This window comes from Pyramidobacter sp. YE332 (genome assembly GCF_033060595.1).
Lineage (GTDB): Bacteria > Synergistota > Synergistia > Synergistales > Dethiosulfovibrionaceae > Pyramidobacter.
On record NZ_CP133038.1, the window covers coordinates 38,965 to 62,554 of the forward strand.

Below are 23,590 nucleotides of genomic sequence, written 5' to 3' on the forward strand. Positions count from 1 at the left end.
AGAGAAAAAGTCAGTTTGCAACAATGACGCGAAGGCCGCCTCGAGCAATTCTCGAGACAGCCTTCGCGTCCGTTGTTATTCGATTTTGTTTTTGCGGCCGCGGCAGCCCGTTTTTTTACGGCGTGCACGCTTGCTCTTTGCTCAGTCGCAGACGTTGAAGTTTGTGTTCTTCCACGCGCGCAAGGCGTCCGCCATTTCCTTTCCGTAGTCTTTCGCGAAATCTTCGAGGATTTTTGCGTTTATCGTCTCGCCTTCGTTTTTGAAGATCGCGGCGGTCACTTCGTTGTACGCCCAATAAGAATGCGCGCAGTGAAATTCGAAATCTCTCATGTTTTCGGGAGATTTCGCCAGCCGCTTCCCTGCGTAATCGGCGTCTTTCAGATAATGCTCGCAATGATCGCCCGTCTGCAAAGTTTCCGGCACCCTGTATTCGAGACAAGGATTGAATCCGTTTACGATCGCAACGTCCAGATGCTTGCAATATTCGGCGCCGGCGGTCTTGTCGAGCCCCATCTCCTTAAACTGCTGGTTCCACGGACAGCGCGAAATGAATATGACTGCGTCCGGGCCGAGCTGTTTCATTTCAGCTTTGACGTCACTGCCTTCGTCGATCATTTCCTGGCTGCTCGCCCACTCGCCGTAGCAAGCGTAGGTCGCAAAATCGAGTTCTTTCCCGTCCCGTATCGCGCGCTGCGCCATGCGCCGGCCGCGCTGCCCGGCGTAATACTGTGTGGCGTGGACGAAAGCCTTCCGCCCTCTTTCCCCGAAAGTCTGCGTGAGATACGCATAGTACTTCGCCGCGATATAAGCGTGGACTTTCTCGTTGAACGCCATATATCCTCCCCCCATTGTCAGGCGATTTTTTTCATCGGGAGCCAGCATGATAGACAACGCGTCCGCGTCCGGGCTTCCTGCCTTGGTTCATCTCCGGCGAGCAAGACGCTTGCCTACCGGAAATTATTTCCCCGCGTCGCGGATCGCGCAGAGCCGCGCGTAGTCGATATCGCTTGGTATCGTGCAATCGGCGCCGATGATCAGACCTTCCCTGCCCGCATCCTTGATGATGTCCTTTGTGTATTGTGTCAATTCCTCAATCGTTCCTTTGTCGATCAAGACCCCTTTGTTGTTGTCGAACCCTCCGCACACGCAGGCCGCGAAAATTTCCTTTCCTTGTTTCATCGTGATGTTGTCCGTATGTGTCGCCCAGTTATACGCCTTACAGGGATACTTCGCATAGAAGCACACATTGTTGTGGTAATGCTCGTACCCGCAGATATGGAGCATGTTGTACTTCCAAAGCTGGTTGATATGGTTCAGGATCGCAAGGTCGCTGGGGACGATCCATTTGTCGTGGAAAGCTTCATCCGCTTCGGGATGCTGCAACATCTGAACGCTGTAGTAGACGCCGTCGATCCCCGTATTTGCCTTGAGTTCGTCGAGAAGCCTCTGAATGTCCTCTTCCTAATCAAGAATTAGTATAACATCGAGGAGAGATTTTCTCTTTGTGCAACGCCGTATTTATCGTTCTATTCGGCGTCAATCGGCCGCGCAGCTTTCGGCGGCCCCTCGGGGGCTGAGGGAGATGAAGCGCCGGCATTCTTCGAGACGTCCGTAGCCGAGCATGATGCCGAGGATGAAATCTTCTTCTTTCGTGAAGTCGCAGAGGTTGTTTTTGCCGATGATCTCGAGCACGCGAATGCAGTCCGAGCTGCCGAAAAAAACGTTGACGTGGCCGTTTTTCAGGTAGGCCAGACGATAGGCGATGCCTTGCGCCTGAAGGGTGCGCTCGATCTCCGGCACGTCGCCGAGAGGCGCCGTATGGAGGATCAGATTTCTCAGTCCTTTTTTGAACTCGTAGATATGGTGGCGAAAAACTTCCATACGCCGTCGCTCCTTTCTCCCACAAACTGCCGCGGCACGCTTTTGATTAGTTAAAGCTAATTCAGTCACGAAAATTCTAAAGCAACTTGGATGCGATGTCAACGGGATTTGGCGGAGTTAATTTCAGCGGGAGGAAAATGATGAATCGTTTTTTTCGAGCGGCCGAAACCTCGAAAATACTCTCTAAAATGTTGTTGTAACTGGCCTTGAAGAATTTTTAAAATAGCCTCTTGACAGAATGAAATTTCCGGCTAAAATAGTTAGCGTAATCTAACACAGTACGAAAGTTTCTCATGCAGGAGGTTATAGAAATGTCCACAGCAGTTGTTTACGGCAGCACGACGGGTATGACGGAAGAAGCCGCGTCGAAGATCGCGTCGATCCTTCAGGCTGATTGTCTGAACGTTGCGGAAGTTTCTCCCGAGCAGCTGGCGGGGTACGACGCGCTGATCCTCGGTTCCTCCACATGGGGCGCCGGCGACCTTCAGGACGACTGGGACGCGTTCCTCCCCAAGCTGGAGGGCATGGATCTGAAGGGCAAGAAGGTCGCCGTGTTCGGCACGGGCGATCACGAAGGTTTCGCCGACACGTTCGGTCTCGCTCTCGTCAAGCTGCGCGAAGCGGCCGCGGGAGCCGGCGCGACCCTGATCGGCGAAGCTCCGGTGGAAGGCTACGACAGCATCGACTCCGAGATCGTCACGGACGGAAAGTTCGTCGGCCTGGCGCTGGATTCGCAGAATCAGCCCGAACTGACCGACGCGCGCATCGAAGCGTGGTGCGGCGTTCTCAAGAGCGCGCTCGTCTAGCGGTAAGATTCCTTTCCGGCGGCGCTGGAAGTTTTCCCTGAAGGCAGAAAGAGCGGTTTCTTTTCCCAAAATCTGTTTTTACCTCTAACTGCAAATTTTTCAGGTGCCGCAAGGTTTTTGTATGTTCTTTCGCGGTGATGGTACTTGCAAAACTCGCCCTTTAATGGCATCATATAAGTTAGCTTATAAGAATGAAAGCGAGGGGTAGACATGCAAATACATCAGTCTGCGGAGGATTATCTGGAAAAGATCTTGATGCTCCACGAACGGCTGGGTTATGCCCGCTCGGTGGACATCGCTACGGAGCTGAACGTGACGAAACCGAGCGTAAGCGTCGCGATGAAACGCCTGCGTGAGAACAATTACATTCTCATGGACAAGGACGGTCTGATCACTCTGACCCCCGCGGGCAGGGAGATCGCCGATCGGATCTATGACCGTCACAAAGTGCTTTCGGCCTTTTTCAGGGAACTTGGAGTGGACAGCAAAGTCGCGGCGGAAGACGCCTGTAAAGTGGAACACGTCATTTCCGACGAAAGCTTTGCGGCGGTGTGCCGTTTCGTTCATAAGTCGCTCTGAGCCTATTCTTTTCATTGGATGTTCGCCGCCTCCCCCCGGCGGCTTATGTCACGGATTTCCCTTTTCTCTTGCCTGCTCGGCAGCGGGCGCGACGGGCCGCCACCCCCCTTAAAAAATTGGCTGTCCATGCAAAGCTTTCGTGCGTTTTCGCATCTCCCCCCAGATGCGCTGGAACGCCGTGGCATGCCGGCAGAAATGCAGTACAGCACTTCCAACACACAAACACCCCATAAGAATGCCGCCGGCCTGCCCCCCAGGCCGGCGGCATTCTTATGTCTGCCGAGGATCGTCGCGGATGCGAAAGAGGCGGGGCTTCCAATTTCAACGTCCATGTTTTAAAATAACCTTAATTCAGTATAGAATGAAAGGAAGATTCTCTATGAAAAAACTGTTGTTAGCGTTTCTTTTCTGCGCGTTCTGCGCCAGCGGCGTTTCGGCGAAAGTGCTCGACGAACCGGTCTTGCTTGTCACGGCGAAAAGCGGCACCGAGTTTTTTCTTGATGAATACGACTACAACGAGTCCAACTCCCGCATGACCGTCGTCATCAACGGGCATTACAGCGACGCCGAAAAGCTGAAGACGATTGAATGGCTGACGAAAAAGAAGGGCGTGCCGTTCGTCAAAGCCCGCAAGCTGAGCAACAACGTGTTCTGCTTCCGCTTCGACGAAAACGGCGACAAGTTCCAGCGCGTGTACGACCGCTATTTCGACGAAGACGGCGAACTGGTCGCCGACGTGCCCGTCAACAAAAAGAAATGGGAACCTGTCAAGCCTCAGCTCACTTCCGGGAAAGCCTACTCCGTCGCGCTGGAATTTCTGGAAGCCGGCACCGAACCCGACCCAGACGCGCCGCCGGAGAATCCCGCCGTCGGTGACTCCAACAAGGGAACCGCCGGCGACGATCAACCTTTGGACTGGGCGAAGAGTTCCTACGTCGCCGTCGCGGCCGCCATCAAAAAGGGCGCCGACGTCAACGCCTTTATCCCCTACACTGACTCCGAAGGCAACGAGCTGGAAGGATACGCCGTCGCCGTCGTGGCTCTGCGCACCGACAAGGACGCGGCGCGCATCCTCGGGCTGATGCTCGATTCCGGCGCCGATCTCGAGAACGAGCCTCGAGCGCTGGCCAACTACATCCGCGCGCAGGGCAGCAAGCTCGACATGGCCGTAGTGGACCGCATGGCCAGGTTGAAAGCGCAGCTCAATCTGGCCCTGCTGGCCTGTTCCGTCAACCCCTATCCCGGCGACGCTCTAGCGCGGAAGCTGATCGAAGCGGGCGCAAGCGTGAACGACATCGCCGATCAGAACAGCTCCATGCTGCTCGAAGCGCTGAACGCCAAGGCCGACCCGCGCCTGATCAAACTGCTGGTCGCCAACGGCGCCGACATCGAGCTCGAAGGCGAGATCTGGGAAGGCGACATGGAAAACGGCGAGACCGTCCGCGGCACGCCGCTGGATATCGCCAAACGCCGCGGCTACGGCCAGGATATCCTCGACCTGCTCGCGGGCAGATGAAAGACATTTGGAGCTCCGGTTTCGACCGGGGCTCTTTTTGTCCCTTAGTTCGCGTCATGCTATAATTGACCACGTCACAAATCCATTTGAAAGGACCGTGAGCTATGAAGAAACTGATCTTTACGCTTCTGTTCATTATGAGCTGCACCGCGGCTTTCGCCGCCGTGCCCGCCGAGCCGGTTTTGCTCGATACGACCCGCACGGGAAATAATTTCTACCTCAACGAATACTCCAAAGACGCCGAAAGCGGCATGATCTCCGTCGTGATCCGCTGCGTCCTCTCGGAGAGCGAGATCCAGCGGCTCTCCGCGCTGATGGTGAAGCAGGATATTCCCGCCGACCAGGCAGCCGGCGTGAAGTACAACGACTTCTGCCTGCGCTATTCCAACGATGGCGCCCGATACCAGCGCCGCTACGACCGCTACGCCGACGTCAACGGCGCTATCATCCGCCGCCTGCGCGTCAATCCCGACGATTGGTTCGATACGACCAACCCCGCGGCGCTGCTGCCTGCAAAAGCGCTGGCCGAAGCCAGCCGCTTGCTGGATCAACCGGATCCGTTGCCCAAGTCCGCGCTCGAACTGACGCCCGTCGAACCGGCGGACGCCAATTCGCCGCAGTCTTCCTCGCCCAAGAAAGCCGAGAAAGTCGACGCGATGATAGAAGCCTACCGTGCCAACGTGGCCCGCTTCGAGGCCCAGTACGAAAACGCGCTTACGCAAGTGCAGGGACGCATGGGCGACATGGGCGTGTCCGGCGACCTGTACACCGTGCTCCTGCAGTCCGAGAAAGAGGGCGGCGAATCGATCCTCTGCTACTTCGACGCGGACGATCGCGGCGACCTGGCCAAATGCAGCAAAGGCGACCTGCTGATCATCGAGGGCGCCTACCGCCGCACCAAAGTCCGCAACGCCGTCTTCGCGCTGGACCGCTGCAGCGTGATCAAAAACATCACGGCCGGCGGGAAGTGAGTTTTTCTCTTGCTAAAAATAAAGCCCAGGGAGAGATACAGTCCTCTTCCCTGGGCTTCATTGTTCGCCGGCGTCGTTGCCGAGCTCCTTGTCTTTTCTATGCGGTTGTCTCTTCTAAAAATAAGATTTATAATTTAAAGCGTATTTGAATTCCTGCCTATTGAGGAGCCGATCTCTATGAGCCAGAATGAACTGAGTAAAGTTTGGGGCAAGTTTGACGTAGAAAGCGGTAAAAAGCAGCCTCTGATCGCCCACTTGACTGACGTTGCCGCGGTATTCGAGCAGATCATGAACGGCCCCCTTTTCCAGCGTCACTTCCAGCGTGTCCTCGGGCAGCCGCTGTCGGAGACGCTGCGTGAACGTCTCTGCGTTCTGGCGCTTTGGCACGATTACGGGAAAATATCGCCGAAATTTCAGCTGAAATATCGCGAAAAAATCGAAAAACTGAAAAAGAAGACTTCGATCAACCATATCGACACGGCGTTCAATCTCTCTTCGATCCGCTACAAGGGAAAGATCTGGAATGAGCTGCTGAACGCGATGCATTTCTGGGAAAACGAGGAACAGAAAAAGATCCTGCACGATTACCTCACGTGGGTGCTCCTCGCCCATCACGGAGCGGTCCCCACGCAGAAACGCTGCGACATGGCCCAGGACAACTCGTCGAAGAAATGCTGGGAGTGCAGCGTTGACTTCGACCCCCACAAAGCGCTCAGTGAGCTGGCCGATCTTTCGAAACGCTGGTATCCGGCGGCTTTTGTCGCCGGCGGAGGGCTGCCGGAGGAGCCCTGCTTCCAGCATCTTTTTGCGGGGACGCTGATGCTCGCAGACTGGATCGCTTCCGACCGCAGTCTGTTTCCCTACTGCGGAGAATGCGACGCCCGGGACGAGCGGCGTCCGGCGCCGGAAGAGGAAGATTCGCTTTCGTATTCGCGCCGTCAGGCGGAAAAAGTCCTCGCTTCTCTTGTCTGGAAGCTCGGCGACAAACGCCCCGACCGAGCGCCCGATTTTGCGGAACAATTCGGTTTCTCTCCCAACGGGATCCAGCGGGCGGTCGACAAGCTCGTCCTGCATCCCGACGGCGGCCTGTATATCCTCGAAGCGGAGACCGGCAGCGGCAAGACCGAAGCGGCGCTGCGCCTCTACACCCGCCTCCTGGCGGCCGGGTATGTGGACGGCCTGTATTTTGCCAATCCGCTCCGGTTCGCCGCCACGCAGCTTTTTGAGCGCATGGTGAAATTTTCCGCCTCGTCCTTCGGACAAGGACAGATCCCCGTGACGCTGGCCGTGCCTGGATATCTGCGGGTCAATGACCGAGAAGGGCTTCGCGTCGGGCGTTTCGAAGTGGACTGGCGGGAAGTGAACGACCGGGCCGTCGGCTGGTACGCCGAACAGCCCAAGCGCTTCCTCGCATCTCCGATCGCTTCCGGCACCATCGATCAGGCGCTGCTGGCAGGGCTGCGCGTGCCCCATGCCCACATGCGGGCGGCGGCTCTTCAGCGCTCGCTGCTGGTCGTCGACGAGGTCCACTCCAGCGACGCCTACATGAGCGCCCTGATCTGCGGACTCATCGAACTGTTTCGCCGCGTCGGCGGCCATGTGCTGCTGATGTCGGCAACGCTGGGTTCCGAGAGCGCCGAGCGCTATCTCAAGGTGTGGAACGAGAATGGGCCGCAACGGTCGAAACAGACGGAAACGAAGCGTCTATCGCTGACGGAGGCTGTGAAAGTCCCCTATCCGCTGCTGACGCCTTCTGCGGAACCGCCGTTGACGGTGCCTTCCCCGCCGCGGGGCAAACGCGTGTCCAGGCAATGCGAGAGAATCCAGCAGGATCCGTGGGCCGTCGCGCAGCTGGCGGCACAGTGCGCCGCTCCCTTCGGAGAAAAAGGGCCCTGCATCCTTATCCTGCGCAACAGCGTCCGCCAGGCGCGGAGGACCTTCCGCGAACTGCGGAAGATCCTGCCGGCGGAAAAGATTTTCAGCGTCAACGATATTCCGACGCTTCATCACAGCCGTTATTCTCCCGAAGACCGACGGCTCCTTGATCGCGAAGTCGAGCGCCGTTTCGGTAAAGAGTTCGTGCCTTTGGATCAGCTGCGCGACTGCTGCGTTCTGGTGGCGACGCAGACGCTGGAGCAGTCGCTGGACGTAGATTTCGACCTGATCATCACCGATCTGTGCCCCGCTGACGTGATGCTGCAGCGGATCGGGCGTCTTTTTCGGCATCAGCGCCGGCGCCCCGTGGGCTTTGAGCGGCCGCGCTGTGTCGTTTTGCTGCCGAATACAGACTGCAACTGGCTGCTCGGCGCAGAAGCGCGCTCGTATGGCTACGGGGCCGAGCGAGCTTATGTCGATCTGCTTTCGCTGGCGGCGACCTGGCGTCTGCTCGAAGAAAACGAGGTGTGGAACCTTCCGGAGCAAAACCGATTTCTCGTGGAGCAGAGCACTCATGCAGAAGCGCTGCGGCGTCTAGCGAACGAGTTAGGCGCCGAAAAATGGCAGAACGCGCTGAACGAAGTCGAGGGGCTCAAACTGGCTCAGGGCTGGATCGCCAGGACGGCCCGGCTGAGATGGGGGGAGGCGTTCAAGGACGTCAAGATCGCCTGGGGCAAAGAGATGGAACGCATTGCAACCCGTTTGGGCGCGATGGATCTCTCCGTCGAATGCGACAAGCCGGTTGCCAGCCCGCTGAAAGGGGAAAAACTGAAAAGCTTTTCGATCCCCGCCTGGCTCCTAGGAACCGACGCTGCCGCACTGGAAATGCAGAAGAAAAAAGAAGACGGAACGTATCTGGTAGAACCACGGCCGGAGAGCGGTCTGCTGTCTTTCGCGCTTGGCAGCCGCAAGTACTTTTATGATTCCGAGGGACTGCTTTCGCAGTTCGATCTCAATGAAAGAGATAAAGAATGACGACGCCGCAGGGGACTGAAAACGCGTAAAAGTTTTCAGTCCCCTGCGGCGTCGTTGCCTCGAAACGATCCTTCGCTGCGGAAGGAGAGCGTTCAGCCAGCGCTTCGCGCGGGGATTTGTTTTTGGGCGATTAACGCACTGGGTACATCCCCGCGTGGCGAAGCTGGATCCATTATAAATGATCCCACGCGTTTTTTGTAAAAGCGAAAAAAAGCGCTTGACAAATTTTAATTGCCATATAAACTTTGTGTTGGATAGAAAAAATAAACAGTGCATTAATAAGGTGGTGTGAATGTGGAGAACAACCTTTTGACAGAACGATGGCTGAGCGTCGAAAACCCGCAGGGCGCCGTGCGGCGGCTTTCCTTGCCGGAACTTTTCTCCGCGCTCGAACGGAACGAGGTCGCCGCGTTCCCGGCGCTGCTGCCGCATCAGGCAGGTCCATGGCATGTGTTTCTCGTTCAGTTGGCATGTCATTGTCTTGAGACAGCGGGACAGATTGAAAACCTGCCCCCCCCCGACCCCAAAAGCTCGTGGGCGATGCTGGGGCGTCATTCTCCCGACGAATGGCGGGAGATGATCCGCGGCGTCGTGCCGGACTATTCGCGAAAATTTCCGCTCGACGAACCGTGGTGCCTTGTCACGGACGATCTGAACAAACCCGCGTTTATGCAGGTCCCCGCGCCGGACGGAGACTTTGCCGATTACAGGGGCGAGGCGCCGCTCCCCGACGATCTGGATCTGCTGATATCCGCCAAGAACTTTGACGTCAAATCCGGCGTTATGAAGCGCCCCTCCGCGGAAGAGTGGATCTTCGCGCTGATCTCGCTGCAGACGAACAGCGGTTTTTTGGGAAGAGGGAATTACGGCGTGGCTCGCCAGAACGGCGGATGGTCCATTCGCCCGATTCTGACGCTGCAGAGCAGTTCTTCGCCTGGAGCGAGATGGGGGCGGGACGCCCGCGTCATTCTGAACTGCCCCCCCGACTGGGAACTTTACGCCTTTTGCCGCAGCGAAAAAGAAACGCGGCTCTTGTGGCTGGAGCCGTGGAATGGGAAAACGTCCTCCGCGCTGCGCGACCTTCATCCGCTCTTCATCGAAATCTGCCGCCGCGTCCGCGCAGTACGTTCCGGAAATTCGGTGAGCGTGAAAAAAGCGGCTTCGGCGTGCGCCCGCGTGAACATCGAGAAAACGGGCGGCAACCTCCGCGACCCGTGGGAACCGGTCGTTTTCGACAAACAAGGCAGCCATGTTTTCGGTTCGAACCTCAACTACGCCAACCTCGCCAGGATCCTTGCCGAGGCCGAGGGAATGCAGAAACCGCTGCTGTTGCGCTATCACAAAGGAATCGACGATCCCGAGGCGACGCAGGCATGGTGCAGCGCTCTCAGGAAGGGACAGGGAAAAACGGAGGGTTACGAGGAACGGCTGATTCCGGTAAGCGTCGCCGGCGTGAGCGATAAATTTACCCTGTGGCGCGCTGCCGGCGCCATGATCACCCTGGTGAAAACGGCTAAAAACACCGTCCTGGGAGTAGCTCTGGCGCGATTCATGCAGTGCGGAAAAAGCGCCGATGGCAACGGGACGATCGACTGGAACTCGTCTGCCGTAAAAAACTGGATCCCTGTCGTCAAGAACAAAATGGAAGACAAGGTCGAGACGCTGTTTTTCCGGTACCTCTGGGATACGTGTTCCCGCATGACAGACGGCGAGATCACCGACGAGAGCTGGCTCGTTCCATGGAAAACGTGCCTGCGGCGGCTGGTTCGAAAATACTATGAAATCGGCGTCTCGTCGCTGCCCGGCAGCGTCAGTCAATCCGTAAAAGCTCGGGCGCTCAGCGAGCTTACGTTAGGCCGTCTGCTCGCGATTTACCTGAAAATCGCTGAAGAGGAGGAAGGATAAATGCCCGCGGAGAAAAACGCGCTTCATGTGATGTCGCGGTACGAGAAATTCTTTGAAAGAACCGGCGAGCTCCTTATGCGCATGGCGCCGACAGCCGAGGAAGAACAGAAGAAAGGTTACACGCTGACTCGAGGCGAGCGAGCCGAACTTCGCCGCATGAACCCGACGAAGAACGACATCCGTCCCCCCGTCTTCTGGAGGCTGCTCTGCGAGTACGGGATCCTCGGCGATGCGGAAAACTCCCTGAGCGAAGGCGCGGAGAAAGCCTGGGCCGCTGTCCTTCAGGGCATGGCCATGACGGCGCAAAATTGCCGCGGCGCGCAAGACGACTTCGGCGCAGCCCTGGGCAGCCTGGAAGACGCCGGCGACGCGCTGGCACGGCGATTCGACCTGCTGATGCGGACGGACGGCGACCGTTTTTTCGACCTGCTCCGTCACCAGCTGAAACTGGCGTGTTCGAAGGATTGTGCCTTTTCGTGGACGGCTCTGGCGTGCCTCTGCGTAGCACCGGAAGAAAACGAACGCTCGAAAGTGCGTTCGGCATTGACCAAATCCTTTTACCTTGCGCTGTGGAAGTCTCAAAACACCGCCGGAGAAAACGGCGAATCGATCGTGAAGGAGAATGAATCAGAATGACAATGCTGCCCCGCTTCATCCAGATCTCGACGCTGACGACCTACCCCGCTTCGCTGCTGAACCGCGACGATTCCGGCCTTTCCAAGAGGATCCCCTTTGGCGGCGTCAGCCGGACCCGAGTGAGTTCTCAGTGCCTGAAACGTCACTGGCGCATGGCCGACGGGCTGTGGAGCCTGCAGAACGTGGACAAGGATATCGCCACATCGATCCGTTCCCGCAGGATTTTCCCCGAGAAAATCGAGAAACCGTTGATCGAAAAGGAAGGCCTTGACGCAGAAAGAGTCGTCGCCGCGTCTCAGGCGCTGCAGAGCGAGCTTTACGGCGAGAAGGGAACCGCAGCGGCCGCCAAAAACAAAAAAACTGCCAAAGACGATGCCGACGCCCTGAATCCGAGCATCGATGCCCAGTTGAGCCCGGAACGGAGCGAGCTGGTCGTGCTGGGACACCCGGAGATCCAGTTTTTGTCCAAGATCGTTCGTGAAATGGCCTCCGCCGACGGCAGTGCCGCGGATGTCAGCAAAAAAACGGGCGAGTGGTTCAAAAAACACAAAAAAGATTTTCAGGCGTTGAAATGCGGCGCCGGCCTTGACGCCGCCATGTTCGGACGCTTTATTTCCGGCGATACCGACGCCCGCGTTTCCGCGGCCGTTCATGTGGCGCATGCCTTTACCGTCCACGCCGAGGAGTCCGAGACGGATTATTTCACGGCCGTCGACGACCTGAACAATTCCGGTTCCGCCCACATCAACGCGGCCGAACTGACCAGCGGGATCTTTTACAATTATGTCGTCGTCGACGTTCCTCAGCTGGTTTCGAATATCGAAGGCTGTCCGTCCAAACAATGGCAGACAGCACCGCGGGATGTGGCGGGACGCCTGGTCAAACATCTGCTGCATTTGATCGCCACCGTAACGCCCGGCGCCAAGCTGGGGGCGACCGCGCCCTATGCCCGTCCCTGGTTTGTCATGGCCGAAGCCGGCGAGAGCCAGCCCCGCACGCTGGCCGACGCTTTTTATCTGCCGGTTCCGCTCCGCGGCGACATGCGCGCTCAGGCGCTGCGTCAGCTGGAGGACTACGTCGGGAAGAGCGATGAAATGTACGGAAGCGACGAGCGGCGCTGGATCGCTTCCATGTACGACGTCAGCATCCCGCGGGGCGAGAACTCTTCTCTCGATCAAATGGGCGAGAGCCTGGAGCGCGCGGTCGTCTCTCTGGAGCTTTAAAATGGACGCGCTGATCCTGCGCCTGCGGGGTCCGCTGATGGCTTTCGGCGACGTCGCCGTCGACGAGATCAGGCCGACGGATCTCCTGCCCGGCCTGTCGGAGATGACGGGCTTGATCGCCAATGCCCTGGGGTGGACTTTTCAGGATGTCGAAAAACTCCAGCGCCTTCAGGAGCGTCTGCGTCTTGCCTCGCGCGAAGATCGGGCAGGTGCTCCTTTGCGGGATTACCAGACGGCGCGTCTGAGCAGTGAAGACGCGCTCTGGCGTACGGACGGCATCGTGGCCGAACGCGGCGGCGGTTCCAAAGGAGAATTTACGGTCCAGCGCTACCGTCATTACCGGGCCGACGCCGCCGTCACCGCTTTGATCGCCCTCGAGCCCGCGGACGAAGCCCCTGCGCTGGAAGAGATTCGCGACGCCCTGCGTCATCCGGCCCGTCCCCTGTTCATCGGGCGCATTGGCTGTCCGCCCTCACAGCCGCTCTGTTTCGAACCGGAAGGGCGCGAAATCATCCATACCGACAGTTTAAAAGAGGCTATCATGCATATTCCGCCGCGCCCGCCTCTTGGCGCGCGGACAAAAAGGGAGCCTGCCTCTTGGAACAAGGCGCTCGTCGAATGGCCGCTCACGCCTGCCGAAGCCCTCAGTGTACACGGAGACGACAGCGTTCACGTGATCGAACGCTGCGACTGCCGGAATTGGGTTGCCAACACTCACGGCGGACGGCGCTATGTGTGGCGCGACACGACAGCGCAACACTCGGCGATGCCCGTTGACAGCGGAAAGGAGGGGACTCCCGTTGAGCCTTAATATGATCTGCCTCGATCTGAATCTGCGGGCACTTTCGATTTGGGGACATCAGCGTCGTCTGGGCGATGATCCCGGTTACCTAGTGCATGCGGCGACTCGCAAGATTTTTGGAGAACTGGGACCGCAGCCCTTCTTCGTTCAGAGCGAACGGTCGCAGGTGCTCGGCTATACGTCGGCCGACGAAACTTTTCTGCTCCGGAGTCTTGAAAATTTCCGCTCCGATGAAGGTCCCGATTCGTTGCTGTCCACGGTCTTCAATCTGCCGGAAATTTGTTCCCGCGTCATGCCTGAACAGTGGAGCAAAGGCAGCCGCTATCATTTCAGCGTCTATTGCCGTCCTACTATAAGGCGCGGCAAAGTGGAGAGCGACGTGTGGCTGATGAAAAATTACTTTGCCTGTGAAGAAGCCAGGAAAAATGGCACATTTGACGGAACGATCCATGAGTTTCGCCAACTCCACAAAGGCGAGATCGAGGAAACGTACCGTCAGTGGCTCCAACGCCGCTTCGCTCCCGCGGCGGAACTACGGAATGTCGTCATCGCCGGCAGCCGCAGTTCCTATCTGACCACGCGGAGCGCGAAGGACCACCGCGGCGCGCCGACTCATTCCGAACGGCGCAGCTATCCCGAGACAACATTTGTCGGCGAACTCTGCGTGACCGAGCCGCAGGCCTTTGAACGCCTTGTCCGTCACGGCGTAGGGCGCCACTGTGCTTTTGGCTTCGGTATGCTGCTTTTGAAGGCAGTTCAATAACATGGCATTCGTAAGATTGGGACTGGAAAGCGCCAACGTTCCTCACGCGGATCGTTACGGACTGCTCTGGCTTGAGCGGGGCAACCTGTTCGTCGAGAAAGGAACGCTTCGCTTTCTTTCAGCCGGCAGCGTCAATCTCGAAGCCGGGGCCTATGACATCCCCTATCAAACCCTGTCAATGCTTCTGCTCGGACCGGGGACGACCGTCAGCCATGACGTATTTCGTCTCGCCGGCAGCCACGGCGTGGGACTTGTCGCCGTAGGACAGGGCGGCGTGCGCATGTACACCGCCCCTCCGCTCAGTCCCGACCGCAGCACACTCGCCCGCCGGCAAGTCACACTCTGGTCGTCGCCGAAAGAACGGCTAAGAACCGTTCTTAAAATGTACGAACTGCGCTTTGGCGAACAGTTGCCCACCACAAACGTGGAAGAGTTGCGGGGCATTGAAGGGGTACGAGTGCGTTCCAGCTACAAACTGCTGGCGCAAAGATACGGCATTCCCTGGCAGCAGCGGAAATTCGACCGCGCTCATCCCGAAAAGAACGACGACATAAACAACGCCGTCAACCATGCGGCGACCGCAGTTTATGCGGCTGCAAGCATTGCCGTCGCCGCGACGGCAACGATCCCGCAGCTTGGTTTTATTCATGAAGCGGCTTATGACGCGTTTGGTCTTGACATCGCCGATATTTTTCGTATGAAGATCACCATTCCCATCGCTTTTCAAGGGCTGAGACGCAATCTGGAAGAACCGCAAACGGGTATCGAACGGCACGTAAGAAAAATGGCAGGTTCCGTTTTTGCCAGGGAACACTTCATCCATCAGATGATCGAAACGATCAAGACGCTCTTGGCTGACGAAGACGAGGAATCTTAAGACATGCCGATGACCGTTGTGATAACTAACAATGTCCCCATGAAGTATCGGGGATTCCTCGCCTCTTGCATGCTAGAGCTGGCTCCGGGCGTCTACAGTCATCCTAAGATGTCCGCCGGAATTCGCCAGCGGATGTGGAGTGTTATGGAAAAGTGGTACAATGAACAAGAGATCGGAAACAGTTCTATTATGCTGATTTGGAGTGATTCCTCCCGATCTGGCGGACAAGGAGTAGAATGTCTTGGAATACCAGTTCGGACTGTTCTCGACTGCGACGGGATCCTGCTGAGTCGCCTCGGCGATCAAGAAACGGAGCAGCAGAAACAGCAGCTTCGAAAGATCGTGGATAAAAAATATGAATATTCTGATAAATAGGCGATGCGTCTTTTATGAATAACTCATAGAAATCAATCATATCTATTCTCCTTAACACTTTATATATCAATTAAATGCTGATAAATTACGTTTTAGGAAGATATTAAGACTTGTCCTAATAATGTACAACAGGAAGACAAAACCCCGCACATGCGGGGATGAACCCGCGGTTTTAGTCCGCTTCTGGCTTCGCGGCTGCAAAACCCCGCACATGCGGGGATGAACCTCTGTTGGATTGACGCGCGAACAGCTTGCGGAACAAAACCCCGCACATGCGGGGATGAACCTCGCTGTCGGCGAGCCCGTTCCAGCGATGCCCGCAAAACCCCGCACATGCGATGAAAGGCAAAATTTAATCATAACCACCGGCCGTGCCGGTGGTTTGCACAAGCCCCCTTGGGGCATCTTCCCAGCCGAGCCTATAGGCTCATCGAAAAGTCTGTCAGCCGCACAACTCTCACAGGCTGCCCCTAAAGGGGCTCTCTACTTGCCTTCCTGTGCCGGCTTACCCGTAAACGGGTCAACGTACTCTTTGATCGTCAGCTGTTCCTCGGCATGATCTTCCTGTAATTGATTCCTGATGGAGGTCTCTATTGCATTCTTGTTGCGTCCTACCGTGCTTACGTAATAACCGCGGCACCAGAAATGTCGATTGCCATATTTGTACTTCAGATTCGCGTACTTCTCGTAAATCATCAGACTGCTTTTACCTTTCAAGTAACCCATCACCTGTGATATGCTGTATTTGGGCGGTATACTCAGGAGCATGTGGACGTGATCTTTACATGCTTCCGCCTCCAATATTTCAATTTCTTTGTACGCGCACAGTTTTCTCAGCATCAAACCAATGTCTTGTTTGATCTTCCCGTAGATGATCTGGCGGCGATACTTCGGCGCAAATACCACGTGATACTTACACTCCCACTTCGTGTGTGCTAAACTACTTATGTCAAGTTTCATCAGGACTTGATCCTCCTTTGGTTTGGCTTGGCGGCTGACAGACCGTTCTTACTTTACCAAAGGAGGAGTCCTTTTTCTCCATAGCTAAAGCCTTTTGGAACCACCGGCACTGCCGGTGGTTTTCGTTTTACAACAAGAGGCCGCCTCAATACTCGATTGAGGTGGCCTCTTGGCTGTTTTTCTCCGTATCCGCATTTCTTCGTGAAAGTCTCTGCCTACAGTCCCCAGTTTTGGCTTTCGGTCTGCAGGCGGGCCATGCGTGCGAACGGGCCGCCGCGGCGCAGCAGCTCGCCGGGCGCACCCTGCTCGGCAACGGCGCCGCCGGAGAGCACGACGATCTTGTCGGCGCTGGCGACGGTGCGCAGGCGATGGGCGATGACGAGCACGGTCTTGTCGCGGATCAGGCGCGACAGGGCGGCCTGGATCTGCGATTCGTTCTCCACGTCCAACGCGGCGGTCGCCTCGTCGAGCAGGACGATCGGTGCGTCTTTGAGGATGGCGCGGGCGATGGAGATGCGCTGGCGCTCGCCGCCCGACAGCTCGCGCCCGTTTTCGCCGATCATGGTCCGCCAGCCCTCGGGCAGCTTGTCCACAAACTCATCGCAGTGAGCCAAACGAGCGGCGGCGATCACCTCTTCATCGCCGGCGCCGCGGCGGCCGATGCGGATGTTTTCCATGACGGTGTTGTTGAACAGCGTCACGTCCTGGAAGACGATCGAAAAGAGCGAAAGCAGCCTTTCCGGGGCGATCTCCGCCACGTTTTCGCCGCCCACGGTGATTCTCCCCGCCGTCGTGTCCCAGAAACGTGCGGCCAGGCGGGACGCCGTGGTCTTGCCGCCGCCCGATGGGCCGACGAGGGCCGTCACTTCGCCCTGGCGGGCCGTGAAGCTCACGTCTTTCAGCACGGACACGCCGCTTTCGTAGGCGAAGTCGACGTGCTCAAAGACGACGTCGTAGCCGCAGGGGTCCATTTCCTCACGTCCGTTCTGTATGGGGCCGTCGAGGATCTCGTTCATGCGCTCGATGTTGGTGCGCGTGGCAATGGCCGCGACCAAGTTCTGCAGCGCGCCTTCGAGCGGCGCGTAGACCCTCGAGGCCGCCATGAGAAACATGAAAAACGTCATGGCGTCCAGCGCTTTCCGCTGCATCAGCAGCGCGCCGGTCAGCGCCGTAGAGGCGACGCCCAGCCGCAGCAGCAGCGTGGCCAGCGTCACGAAGCAGGCGCTCAGAGATTCGGAGACGACGGCGCGGTGCTCGACCGCCCTGATTTTTTCGTCGAGACCGTCGAGATAGGCGTCTTCGGCGTTGTTCGACTTGAGGTCGCGCAGGCATTCCAGACATTCCTGAATGCCGTCGGCGCAGGCCATTTTCGCCGCCATGGACTTGCGGTCGAGCGCCTGCTGAACCCGCGCGGAAAAGGCGACGACGGCGAAAGCCGGCGGCAGCACCCAGAGGACGGCCAGCGCCATGCGCCAGTCGAAGGCGCACAGCCCCGCCGAGACGACGGCGGCCGACAGCATCGCCCCGGCCAGCGCCGGCAGATAATGGGACTGGCTCTTTTCGAGCACGGCGCAGTCGTTCATGATCGAGCTGGAAAGATCGGCCAGATCCTTCCGTCCGAAGAAGGACAGGGGCAGGCGGCGCAGTTTTTCGGCCAGAGCGGTACGGCGCACGCCCGATTCCACATAGGTGGAGAGATAGGTGCCGTCGTACTGCAATCTCGTGGCGGCGGCGATGAAGAGCAGACAGCCCGCGCAGGCGAGCGCGTAGATCAGGCCCCGTTCCGCGGCGATCCCGGCGGAAAGGTCGCGCACGAAGGCAAAAAGCAACCCGGCGGGGGCCATGAAGGAGATGTTCTGAAGCGTCTGCGCCAGACAGGCTCCGACGAACGCGCGCGCCCCCTGTTCGGAAAGGGCGAAACGGCGCTGCAGTTTTTTCATCAGCACGAGGAGGCCTCCTTCGCCACTTTCCAGCTGGCGGCGCGCAGCGAGTCGCGCCACATGCGCGCGAACAGCCCGCCGCGTTCCGCGAGCTGGCCGAAAGCGCCCTGCTCGACAATCTTTCCGTTCTCGAGCACGCAGACGAGATCAGCGCGCTTCACGCTGCTCAGCCGGTGGGCGATCATGATCACGGTCTTGCCCTGCGACAGCCGCGACAGCGCCGCCTGGATGCGGGATTCGTTGTCGGGATCGGCAAAAGCCGTGGCCTCGTCGAGGATGAGGATGGGCGCGCTCTTAAGCATGGCCCGCGCGATGGCCAGTCGCTGCATCTCGCCGCCGGAAAGATAGACGCCCTTCGCGCCGATCTCGGTATCCGCGCCTTGCGGCAGCTTGGCGAGGATGTCGCCGCACTGTGCCGCCTCGAGCGCGGCGAACACTTCCTCGCGCGAGGCCGCGGGACGGCCGAGGCGCACGTTGTCGAAAATCGACGCCTTGATCAGCCGGCTGTCCTGAAACACGAACGAGACGAAGTCCGTCAGCTCCTTCTTGGCAATGTTACGGACGTCGACGCCGCCGATCAGCACGCGACCTTCCTGCGGGTCGAAGAAACGCGCGATCAACTGCGCCAGCGTGCTCTTGCCGCTGCCCGACGGTCCTACCAGCGCCGCCCGCATCCCCGCTTCGATGCGCAGCGACAGGCCGTCGACGGCCTTCTTGCCGGGAGCGTAGCTGAAGCTCACGTTTTCCAGCGTCACCGAGGCGTCGTGCGGATGCTCGCCGTGCTCCGGCTGAGACAGGGGTTTTAAGGCCAGCACGCCGTCCACGCGGCGCAGCGCGTCGGTCACGGTCATGCGGTTCTCGACCAGGTACATGATCTTTTGAAAATTGACGGCGACGGCCGGCGTGACGACGACGTAGAAGATCAGGTCGCTCAGCAGCCCCGGCGTGACGCCGCCGCGCGCCAGCCACAAGCCGCCGCCGATCAGGAACAGGAACGCCGACTGCACCAGCGCCGTGAAGAGGATCATATGGGGGCGCATGGCTTTGGTGTAGCCGATGACCCACTTTTCGTAGCGTTCGATGGCGCCGCGGAAGCGCTTGAAGGAGAACACGCTCTGCCCGAACGTCTTCACCACGGGGATGCCGCGGATGTACTCGACCGCCTCGTTTTCCATGTCCTTGAGGGCATTCTGATAATCGCCCATCTGCCGCTGCATGTCGGGCCCCACCATGGCGCGCATCGACAGCGCCGCGAGAAAGGCCGGCAGCAGGCTGAGCAGTCCCAGCCGCCAGTCGAAAAACAGGATCAGCGCCCCCAGCCCCGCCGTGGAAGCAAGCGTCGCGCTGGCGTCGGGCAGCTGGTGAGCCAGATAGTTCTCCGTCGCCGCCGAACAGTCGGTGACAATCGAGCGCAGCTTGCCGGTACCCAGGTTTTCGGCGCTGCCCAGCGGCAGCCCGGCGATGTGGCGCATGAGGCGGATACGCATGTTGACCGCCACGCGGAACGCCGCCAGATGCGAACACATCAGCCCGAGGACGAAGACGACCAGCGACAGCGCCGCCGCGGCCACGGCTTTCCAGCCCCAGGCGGCCATGTCCGCCGAGGCGCCGCCGCCCAGCGCCGCGGCGCAGATCTTCCAGATGAAGACGAACGGCGCCAGCCCCAGCAGGGCCGACAGCGCCGACAACACCCACGAAGCCCGCGTCAGGCGGCGGTAGCTTCCGGCATACTCCATCAGCCGAGGCAATATTCGCTCTCCTCTCACGATAAAACCTCCTTTTGCTTCTTCATTTAATTAGAAATAACTAACTCACACGGCGATAAAAAAAGGGCTGTTATAGCCCCATCAGCTTCGCCCAGCCGGCGCGGTGAAAATCGCAGAGTTGGTCGATGCATTTCAGCGCTTCTTCGGGCGGCACGTCGTGAACGACCAGCTCGGACAGCGCCGTGAAAAGCCCGCTGACGACGATGTGCTCGAAGAACGGACTGGGCGTTCTCACGGCGCGCCCGCGCGCCGCCATGACCGACATGAAGCCGTGCGTTTCGGCGATCTCGCGTTCCGTCAAGCGATGGACGAAGCCGCCGCATTTCGACGACTCCGGCGCCGCGAGGATCAGCCGGAAGGCGTCGCGGTGGGCGCGCGCGTATTCGTACATGGCCTTCATGCACCGGCGCCCCACTTCGCCCATGGCGTGGATCTGCTCTTCCGGCGCCATTCTTTTGAAATCCGCCGCGCCCGCTTCGTACAGTTCCATGAGACGCCGCGCGTGCGGCAAAACCAGCGCGTCGAACAATTCTTCCTTGCTCGCGTAGTAGCGGTAAAACGCGCCCGTCGTCACGCCCACGCTTTTGACGATCTGCCGCAGCGACGCGCCGCGAAACCCCTTTCGCAAAAACTCCGCCGTCGCCGCCGCGAGGATCTTCGCCTGCGTTTCCGACTCCCGTTCCATTCCCTTTCCCCCGTGGATAACAATGTTATATAACGATGTTATCTTAGAGCGGAACGAATTCCCTGTCAAGCCCCGTCCCCAAAATGGGGGGAAACGGCGCTGTTCCACGTGGAACAATTGAAGCGGGCGGAAGCCGATGATCCCGATGCCATCGGCTTCCGCCCGCTTTCCGTTTTTCGAGCGCCGGCGAACGGATTCAGCGATATCGATCCAGGCGGTCCGGCCACAGCGAACCGCGCAGGACCGGATTGGCGCGGGCGTAATCGGCGGCGCGGCGGCCGGAGGCGTCTTTCGGCCGGAGATCGGCGCCCTTTTTCAGCAGCAGGTCAATTATTTCCGCCCGGCCGCTTTCGGCCGCGGCCATCAGCGCCGTGACGCCCGAGGCGCTGGCCCGGTTCAGCGTGTCGGGGGCGGCTTCGATCAGCGCGGCCAGCACGGCGGCGCTGGGATTGCCGCGCGCGGCGAGGATCAGCGCGGTGCTGCCGGTCATGTCGGTCAGGCGCGGATCGGCGCCGCATTTCAACAGCGCCCGCGCGATGCGGGCGCGTGGGTTGCGCAGGGCGGCCACCATCAGCGGCGTCAGTCCCTGAAAGTTGGCCTTGTTCACTTCGGCGCCCTTTTTCACCAGATATTCGATCACGCGCGGGTCGTCCTGCTCGCCGGCGGCGCAGATCAGCGGGCTCTGGCCCGTGGCTTCGAGGCGGTTCACGTCGGCGTTGCGGCGCACGCCCTTGCCGACCTGCGAGAGTTTGCCGCGGGCGCAGCAGGCGAGAAATTCGTCCTGCGGCATCACGCCGCGCGCCGCCGCCCCGGCGGCACAGGCCAACGTCAGTACGGCGGCCAGCGCAAAGATCAATTTTCTGCTCATGACAAACGCTCCCTTTGCCGGAAGATTTTTCGAATCCATTATCTCATTTTTCCGCGCCGGCGCATCGGTGATTTTGCCAACCGCACGACCGGCGCTTGACGTGAAGGGCACTCGAGGCTGTAACATTTTATACGGACGGCCGGGCAGGGAGCGCAGGCCGCCAGGCACAACGCACGTGAATTCATGATGAAAGAAGTGATTCAGGATGAAGAAATTCATGCGTTCCGCACTGTTGGGTTTAGTGGTTCTGGTCTCGTTCGTCTCGTCCGTTTTCGCCGCGGCACCCAAGGAGATCCCCGTCGTCTACATGACGAAGAGCATCACGCCGGAGGGAATGGTGCGGGCCTACCAAGCTCTGAACTGGAAGCCGTCGGGACGGGTCGCCGTCAAACTGAGCACCGGCGAGCCGCCGGCAAGCAACTATCTGCGTCCGCAGCTGATCGCCGACGTGGTCCGCCTCGCGGGCGGCACCATTGTGGAGTGCAACACGGCGTATGGAGGATCGCGCGCCGAGTCGGCCATGCACTATCAGGTCGCGAAAGATCACGGCTTCACGGCCATCGCCCCTTTCACGATCCTCGACGAAAAAGGCGACGCCTCTCTGCCCGCAGCGGGCGTCCATTTGAAAGAAAACCTTGTCGGCAAAGCTTTCGCCGATTTCGATTCCTATCTGGTGCTGACGCACTTCAAGGGTCACGCCATGGCCGGGTTCGGCGGCGCGATCAAGAACATTTCCATCGGCCTCGCCTCGCACACCGGCAAGTGCCTGATCCACTCCGCGGGAAAGAGCCGCACCAATCCCTGGGGCGGCGTGCAGGATCATTTCCTCGAGTCCATGGGCGAAGCCGGCAAATCCGTCTCCGACGCGCTCGGACAAGGAGCGCGCATCGCCTACATCAACGTCATGAACCGCCTCTCGGTCGACTGCGACTGCGACGGCCATCCCGACGAACCCGACATGCACGACGTCGGCATCCTTTCCTCAAGCGACCCGGTGGCGCTCGACCAGGCCTGCGTCGACCTCGTTTACGCGCAAAAGGACGGCGAGGGCGCCTCGCTGGTAAACCGCATCGAGTCGCGCCATGGCCTCCACACGCTGGAAAACGCCGAGAAGATCGGCCTCGGCCGCCGCAAGTACAGGCTGGTCTCCCTTGATTGACGTCCTGCAGCGGGAGTCCGTCTACGTCAGTTACTATTTCACCGTTCAGTTCCGGCAGATCTTCCGTTACTGGCTGCTGGGCATGCTGATCGGTTCGGCCGTGGCGGTCTTCGGCAAACAAAGGATCCACGGCGCTTTCAGCCGGCTGCAAGGACAAAAACTCGGCCTGCTCGGCATCGTTCCCGCCTGCCTGCTGGGGATCGCTTCACCGCTGTGCATGTACGGCACGATCCCCGTCGCCGCGTCGTTTTCCGCACAGGGCATGCGCGACGACTGGCTGGCCGCCTTCATGACGGCCTCGGCGCTGCTGAACCCGCAGCTGCTCGCGTACAGCGCCGCGCTGGGGACGACGATGCTGGCCGTGCGCGCGCTGTCGTGCTTTCTCTGCGGCGTCGCCGCGGGATTGCTGGTCCATTTTTTCTGCCGGAAGGGAGTCTTCAACTTCGCGGGCTTTTCCGCGCCGGAGAACCGCGACGCCGATCCCAGCGTCCTGCTCCGCTTCGCCAAAAACTTCGGCCGCAACGTGCGCGCCACCGGCGGCTGGTTCCTGACCGGCATTTTGCTGTCGGCGCTCTTTCAGCGCTACGTGCCGGCCGACGCTTTCGCCAAACTCTTCGGAAAACATGAAGGCTTCGGCGTGCTGATGGCTGCCACGGTCGGCGTGCCGCTCTACGCCTGCGGAGGCGGCACCATCCCCCTGCTTCAGAACTGGCTCGCCGACGGCATGAGCGCCGGCAGCGCCGCTGCTTTCATGATCACCGGTCCGGCGACGAAGATCACCAACCTCGGCGCGCTCAAGATCGTCTTGGGACCGCGCAGTTTTTCGCTCTACCTGGCCTTCGTGATGCTCTTCTCGCTGCTGACGGGGCTGCTGGTGAATCTGGCGGTTTAAAGCCTGGACGCAGTTAAGACACAACGAGCCGCCAGCCTGTTTTACAGCAGGCTGGCGGCTCGTTGTGTCTTGTGTG

22 protein-coding genes and 1 CRISPR repeat array are annotated in these 23,590 nt (G+C 59.1%); of the genes, 14 read left to right on the forward strand and 8 right to left on the reverse strand.

The window, feature by feature from the left end:
• Window positions 1-141: 141 nt before the first annotated feature.
• From RAH42_RS00215 to RAH42_RS00225, 3 genes are all read right to left on the reverse strand, one after another.
• The gene (locus RAH42_RS00215; RefSeq protein WP_078016948.1) at window positions 142-834 is read right to left on the reverse strand and encodes an L-2-amino-thiazoline-4-carboxylic acid hydrolase; all 693 of its coding nucleotides are present in this window, start codon (window positions 832-834) and stop codon (window positions 142-144) included.
• Between the two features lie 123 nt (window positions 835-957).
• Window positions 958-1,386 carry a hypothetical protein gene (locus RAH42_RS00220; RefSeq protein ID WP_078016935.1) on the reverse strand — a complete coding sequence of 143 codons (429 nt, stop codon included), beginning with the start codon at window positions 1,384-1,386 and terminating at the stop codon, window positions 958-960.
• Between the two features lie 150 nt (window positions 1,387-1,536).
• On the reverse strand, window positions 1,537-1,881 hold the full coding sequence (locus RAH42_RS00225; protein WP_078016936.1) for a DUF2023 family protein: 345 nt from the start codon (window positions 1,879-1,881) through the stop codon (window positions 1,537-1,539).
• Between the two features lie 311 nt (window positions 1,882-2,192).
• On the opposite strand from RAH42_RS00225, the gene RAH42_RS00230 reads away from it, so the two are divergent.
• From RAH42_RS00230 to cas2e, 12 genes are all read left to right on the forward strand, one after another.
• A complete protein-coding gene (locus tag RAH42_RS00230; protein WP_078016937.1) occupies window positions 2,193-2,687 on the forward strand; it encodes a flavodoxin in 495 nt (164 codons plus the stop codon).
• A gap of 210 nt (window positions 2,688-2,897) precedes the next feature.
• Window positions 2,898-3,266 carry a metal-dependent transcriptional regulator gene (locus tag RAH42_RS00235; protein ID WP_078016938.1) on the forward strand — a complete coding sequence of 123 codons (369 nt, stop codon included), beginning with the start codon at window positions 2,898-2,900 and terminating at the stop codon, window positions 3,264-3,266.
• A gap of 379 nt (window positions 3,267-3,645) precedes the next feature.
• Window positions 3,646-4,782, forward strand: a complete 1,137-nt coding sequence (locus RAH42_RS00240; protein WP_317539721.1) for a hypothetical protein — start codon at window positions 3,646-3,648, stop codon at window positions 4,780-4,782.
• A 104-nt stretch (window positions 4,783-4,886) separates the two neighbouring features.
• The gene (locus RAH42_RS00245) at window positions 4,887-5,753 is read left to right on the forward strand and encodes a hypothetical protein (protein WP_078016940.1); all 867 of its coding nucleotides are present in this window, start codon (window positions 4,887-4,889) and stop codon (window positions 5,751-5,753) included.
• A gap of 177 nt (window positions 5,754-5,930) precedes the next feature.
• Window positions 5,931-8,663, forward strand: a complete 2,733-nt coding sequence (gene cas3, locus RAH42_RS00250; protein WP_317539722.1) for a CRISPR-associated helicase Cas3' — start codon at window positions 5,931-5,933, stop codon at window positions 8,661-8,663.
• A 294-nt stretch (window positions 8,664-8,957) separates the two neighbouring features.
• Window positions 8,958-10,568 carry a type I-E CRISPR-associated protein Cse1/CasA gene (locus RAH42_RS00255; protein WP_078016942.1) on the forward strand — a complete coding sequence of 537 codons (1,611 nt, stop codon included), beginning with the start codon at window positions 8,958-8,960 and terminating at the stop codon, window positions 10,566-10,568.
• Window positions 10,569-11,204, forward strand: coding sequence for a type I-E CRISPR-associated protein Cse2/CasB (casB, locus tag RAH42_RS00260; RefSeq protein WP_078016943.1), 636 nt, complete (start codon window positions 10,569-10,571; stop codon window positions 11,202-11,204). It abuts the gene before it with no gap.
• Entirely contained in the window at window positions 11,201-12,427 is a 1,227-nt protein-coding gene (gene cas7e / locus RAH42_RS00265) for a type I-E CRISPR-associated protein Cas7/Cse4/CasC (protein WP_078016944.1), read from the forward strand. The genes casB and cas7e overlap by 4 nt, the downstream gene beginning before the upstream one ends.
• A gap of 1 nt (window position 12,428) precedes the next feature.
• Window positions 12,429-13,238: a type I-E CRISPR-associated protein Cas5/CasD gene (cas5e, locus tag RAH42_RS00270; RefSeq protein WP_078016945.1), complete on the forward strand. Its 810-nt coding sequence runs from the start codon at window positions 12,429-12,431 to the stop codon at window positions 13,236-13,238.
• Window positions 13,228-13,992, forward strand: coding sequence for a type I-E CRISPR-associated protein Cas6/Cse3/CasE (locus tag RAH42_RS00275; RefSeq protein WP_168170106.1), 765 nt, complete (start codon window positions 13,228-13,230; stop codon window positions 13,990-13,992). Before cas5e ends, RAH42_RS00275 begins: the two co-directional genes overlap by 11 nt.
• 1 nt (window position 13,993) lies before the next feature.
• Window positions 13,994-14,869 carry a type I-E CRISPR-associated endonuclease Cas1e gene (gene cas1e, locus RAH42_RS00280; RefSeq protein ID WP_078016946.1) on the forward strand — a complete coding sequence of 292 codons (876 nt, stop codon included), beginning with the start codon at window positions 13,994-13,996 and terminating at the stop codon, window positions 14,867-14,869.
• Window positions 14,870-14,872: 3 nt separating this feature from the next.
• Window positions 14,873-15,244 (forward strand): type I-E CRISPR-associated endoribonuclease Cas2e, encoded by a 372-nt coding sequence (gene cas2e, locus RAH42_RS00285; RefSeq protein ID WP_078016947.1) that lies wholly within the window; start codon window positions 14,873-14,875, stop codon window positions 15,242-15,244.
• 137 nt (window positions 15,245-15,381) lie between these two features.
• Window positions 15,382-15,592: direct repeats of the CRISPR family, unit length 28 nt; unit sequence CAAAACCCCGCACATGCGGGGATGAACC.
• Between the two features lie 135 nt (window positions 15,593-15,727).
• Here cas2e and tnpA read toward each other — a convergent pair.
• From tnpA to RAH42_RS00310, 5 genes are all read right to left on the reverse strand, one after another.
• A complete protein-coding gene (gene tnpA / locus RAH42_RS00290) occupies window positions 15,728-16,204 on the reverse strand; it encodes an IS200/IS605 family transposase (protein ID WP_078017180.1) in 477 nt (158 codons plus the stop codon).
• A gap of 215 nt (window positions 16,205-16,419) precedes the next feature.
• On the reverse strand, window positions 16,420-18,147 hold the full coding sequence (locus RAH42_RS00295; protein ID WP_078016858.1) for an ABC transporter ATP-binding protein: 1,728 nt from the start codon (window positions 18,145-18,147) through the stop codon (window positions 16,420-16,422).
• Window positions 18,144-19,910: an ABC transporter ATP-binding protein gene (locus RAH42_RS00300; RefSeq protein WP_317539723.1), complete on the reverse strand. Its 1,767-nt coding sequence runs from the start codon at window positions 19,908-19,910 to the stop codon at window positions 18,144-18,146. The genes RAH42_RS00295 and RAH42_RS00300 overlap by 4 nt, the downstream gene beginning before the upstream one ends.
• A 70-nt stretch (window positions 19,911-19,980) precedes the next feature.
• On the reverse strand, window positions 19,981-20,595 hold the full coding sequence (locus RAH42_RS00305) for a TetR/AcrR family transcriptional regulator (protein WP_168170095.1): 615 nt from the start codon (window positions 20,593-20,595) through the stop codon (window positions 19,981-19,983).
• A gap of 196 nt (window positions 20,596-20,791) precedes the next feature.
• The gene (locus RAH42_RS00310; RefSeq protein ID WP_296426144.1) at window positions 20,792-21,463 is read right to left on the reverse strand and encodes an ankyrin repeat domain-containing protein; all 672 of its coding nucleotides are present in this window, start codon (window positions 21,461-21,463) and stop codon (window positions 20,792-20,794) included.
• Between the two features lie 217 nt (window positions 21,464-21,680).
• Between RAH42_RS00310 and RAH42_RS00315 the strand changes: the two genes are divergently transcribed.
• Both RAH42_RS00315 and RAH42_RS00320 read left to right on the forward strand, forming a co-directional pair.
• On the forward strand, window positions 21,681-22,622 hold the full coding sequence (locus RAH42_RS00315; protein ID WP_317539724.1) for a DUF362 domain-containing protein: 942 nt from the start codon (window positions 21,681-21,683) through the stop codon (window positions 22,620-22,622).
• The gene (locus tag RAH42_RS00320) at window positions 22,615-23,514 is read left to right on the forward strand and encodes a permease (RefSeq protein ID WP_317539725.1); all 900 of its coding nucleotides are present in this window, start codon (window positions 22,615-22,617) and stop codon (window positions 23,512-23,514) included. Before RAH42_RS00315 ends, RAH42_RS00320 begins: the two co-directional genes overlap by 8 nt.
• Window positions 23,515-23,590 lie beyond the last annotated feature (76 nt).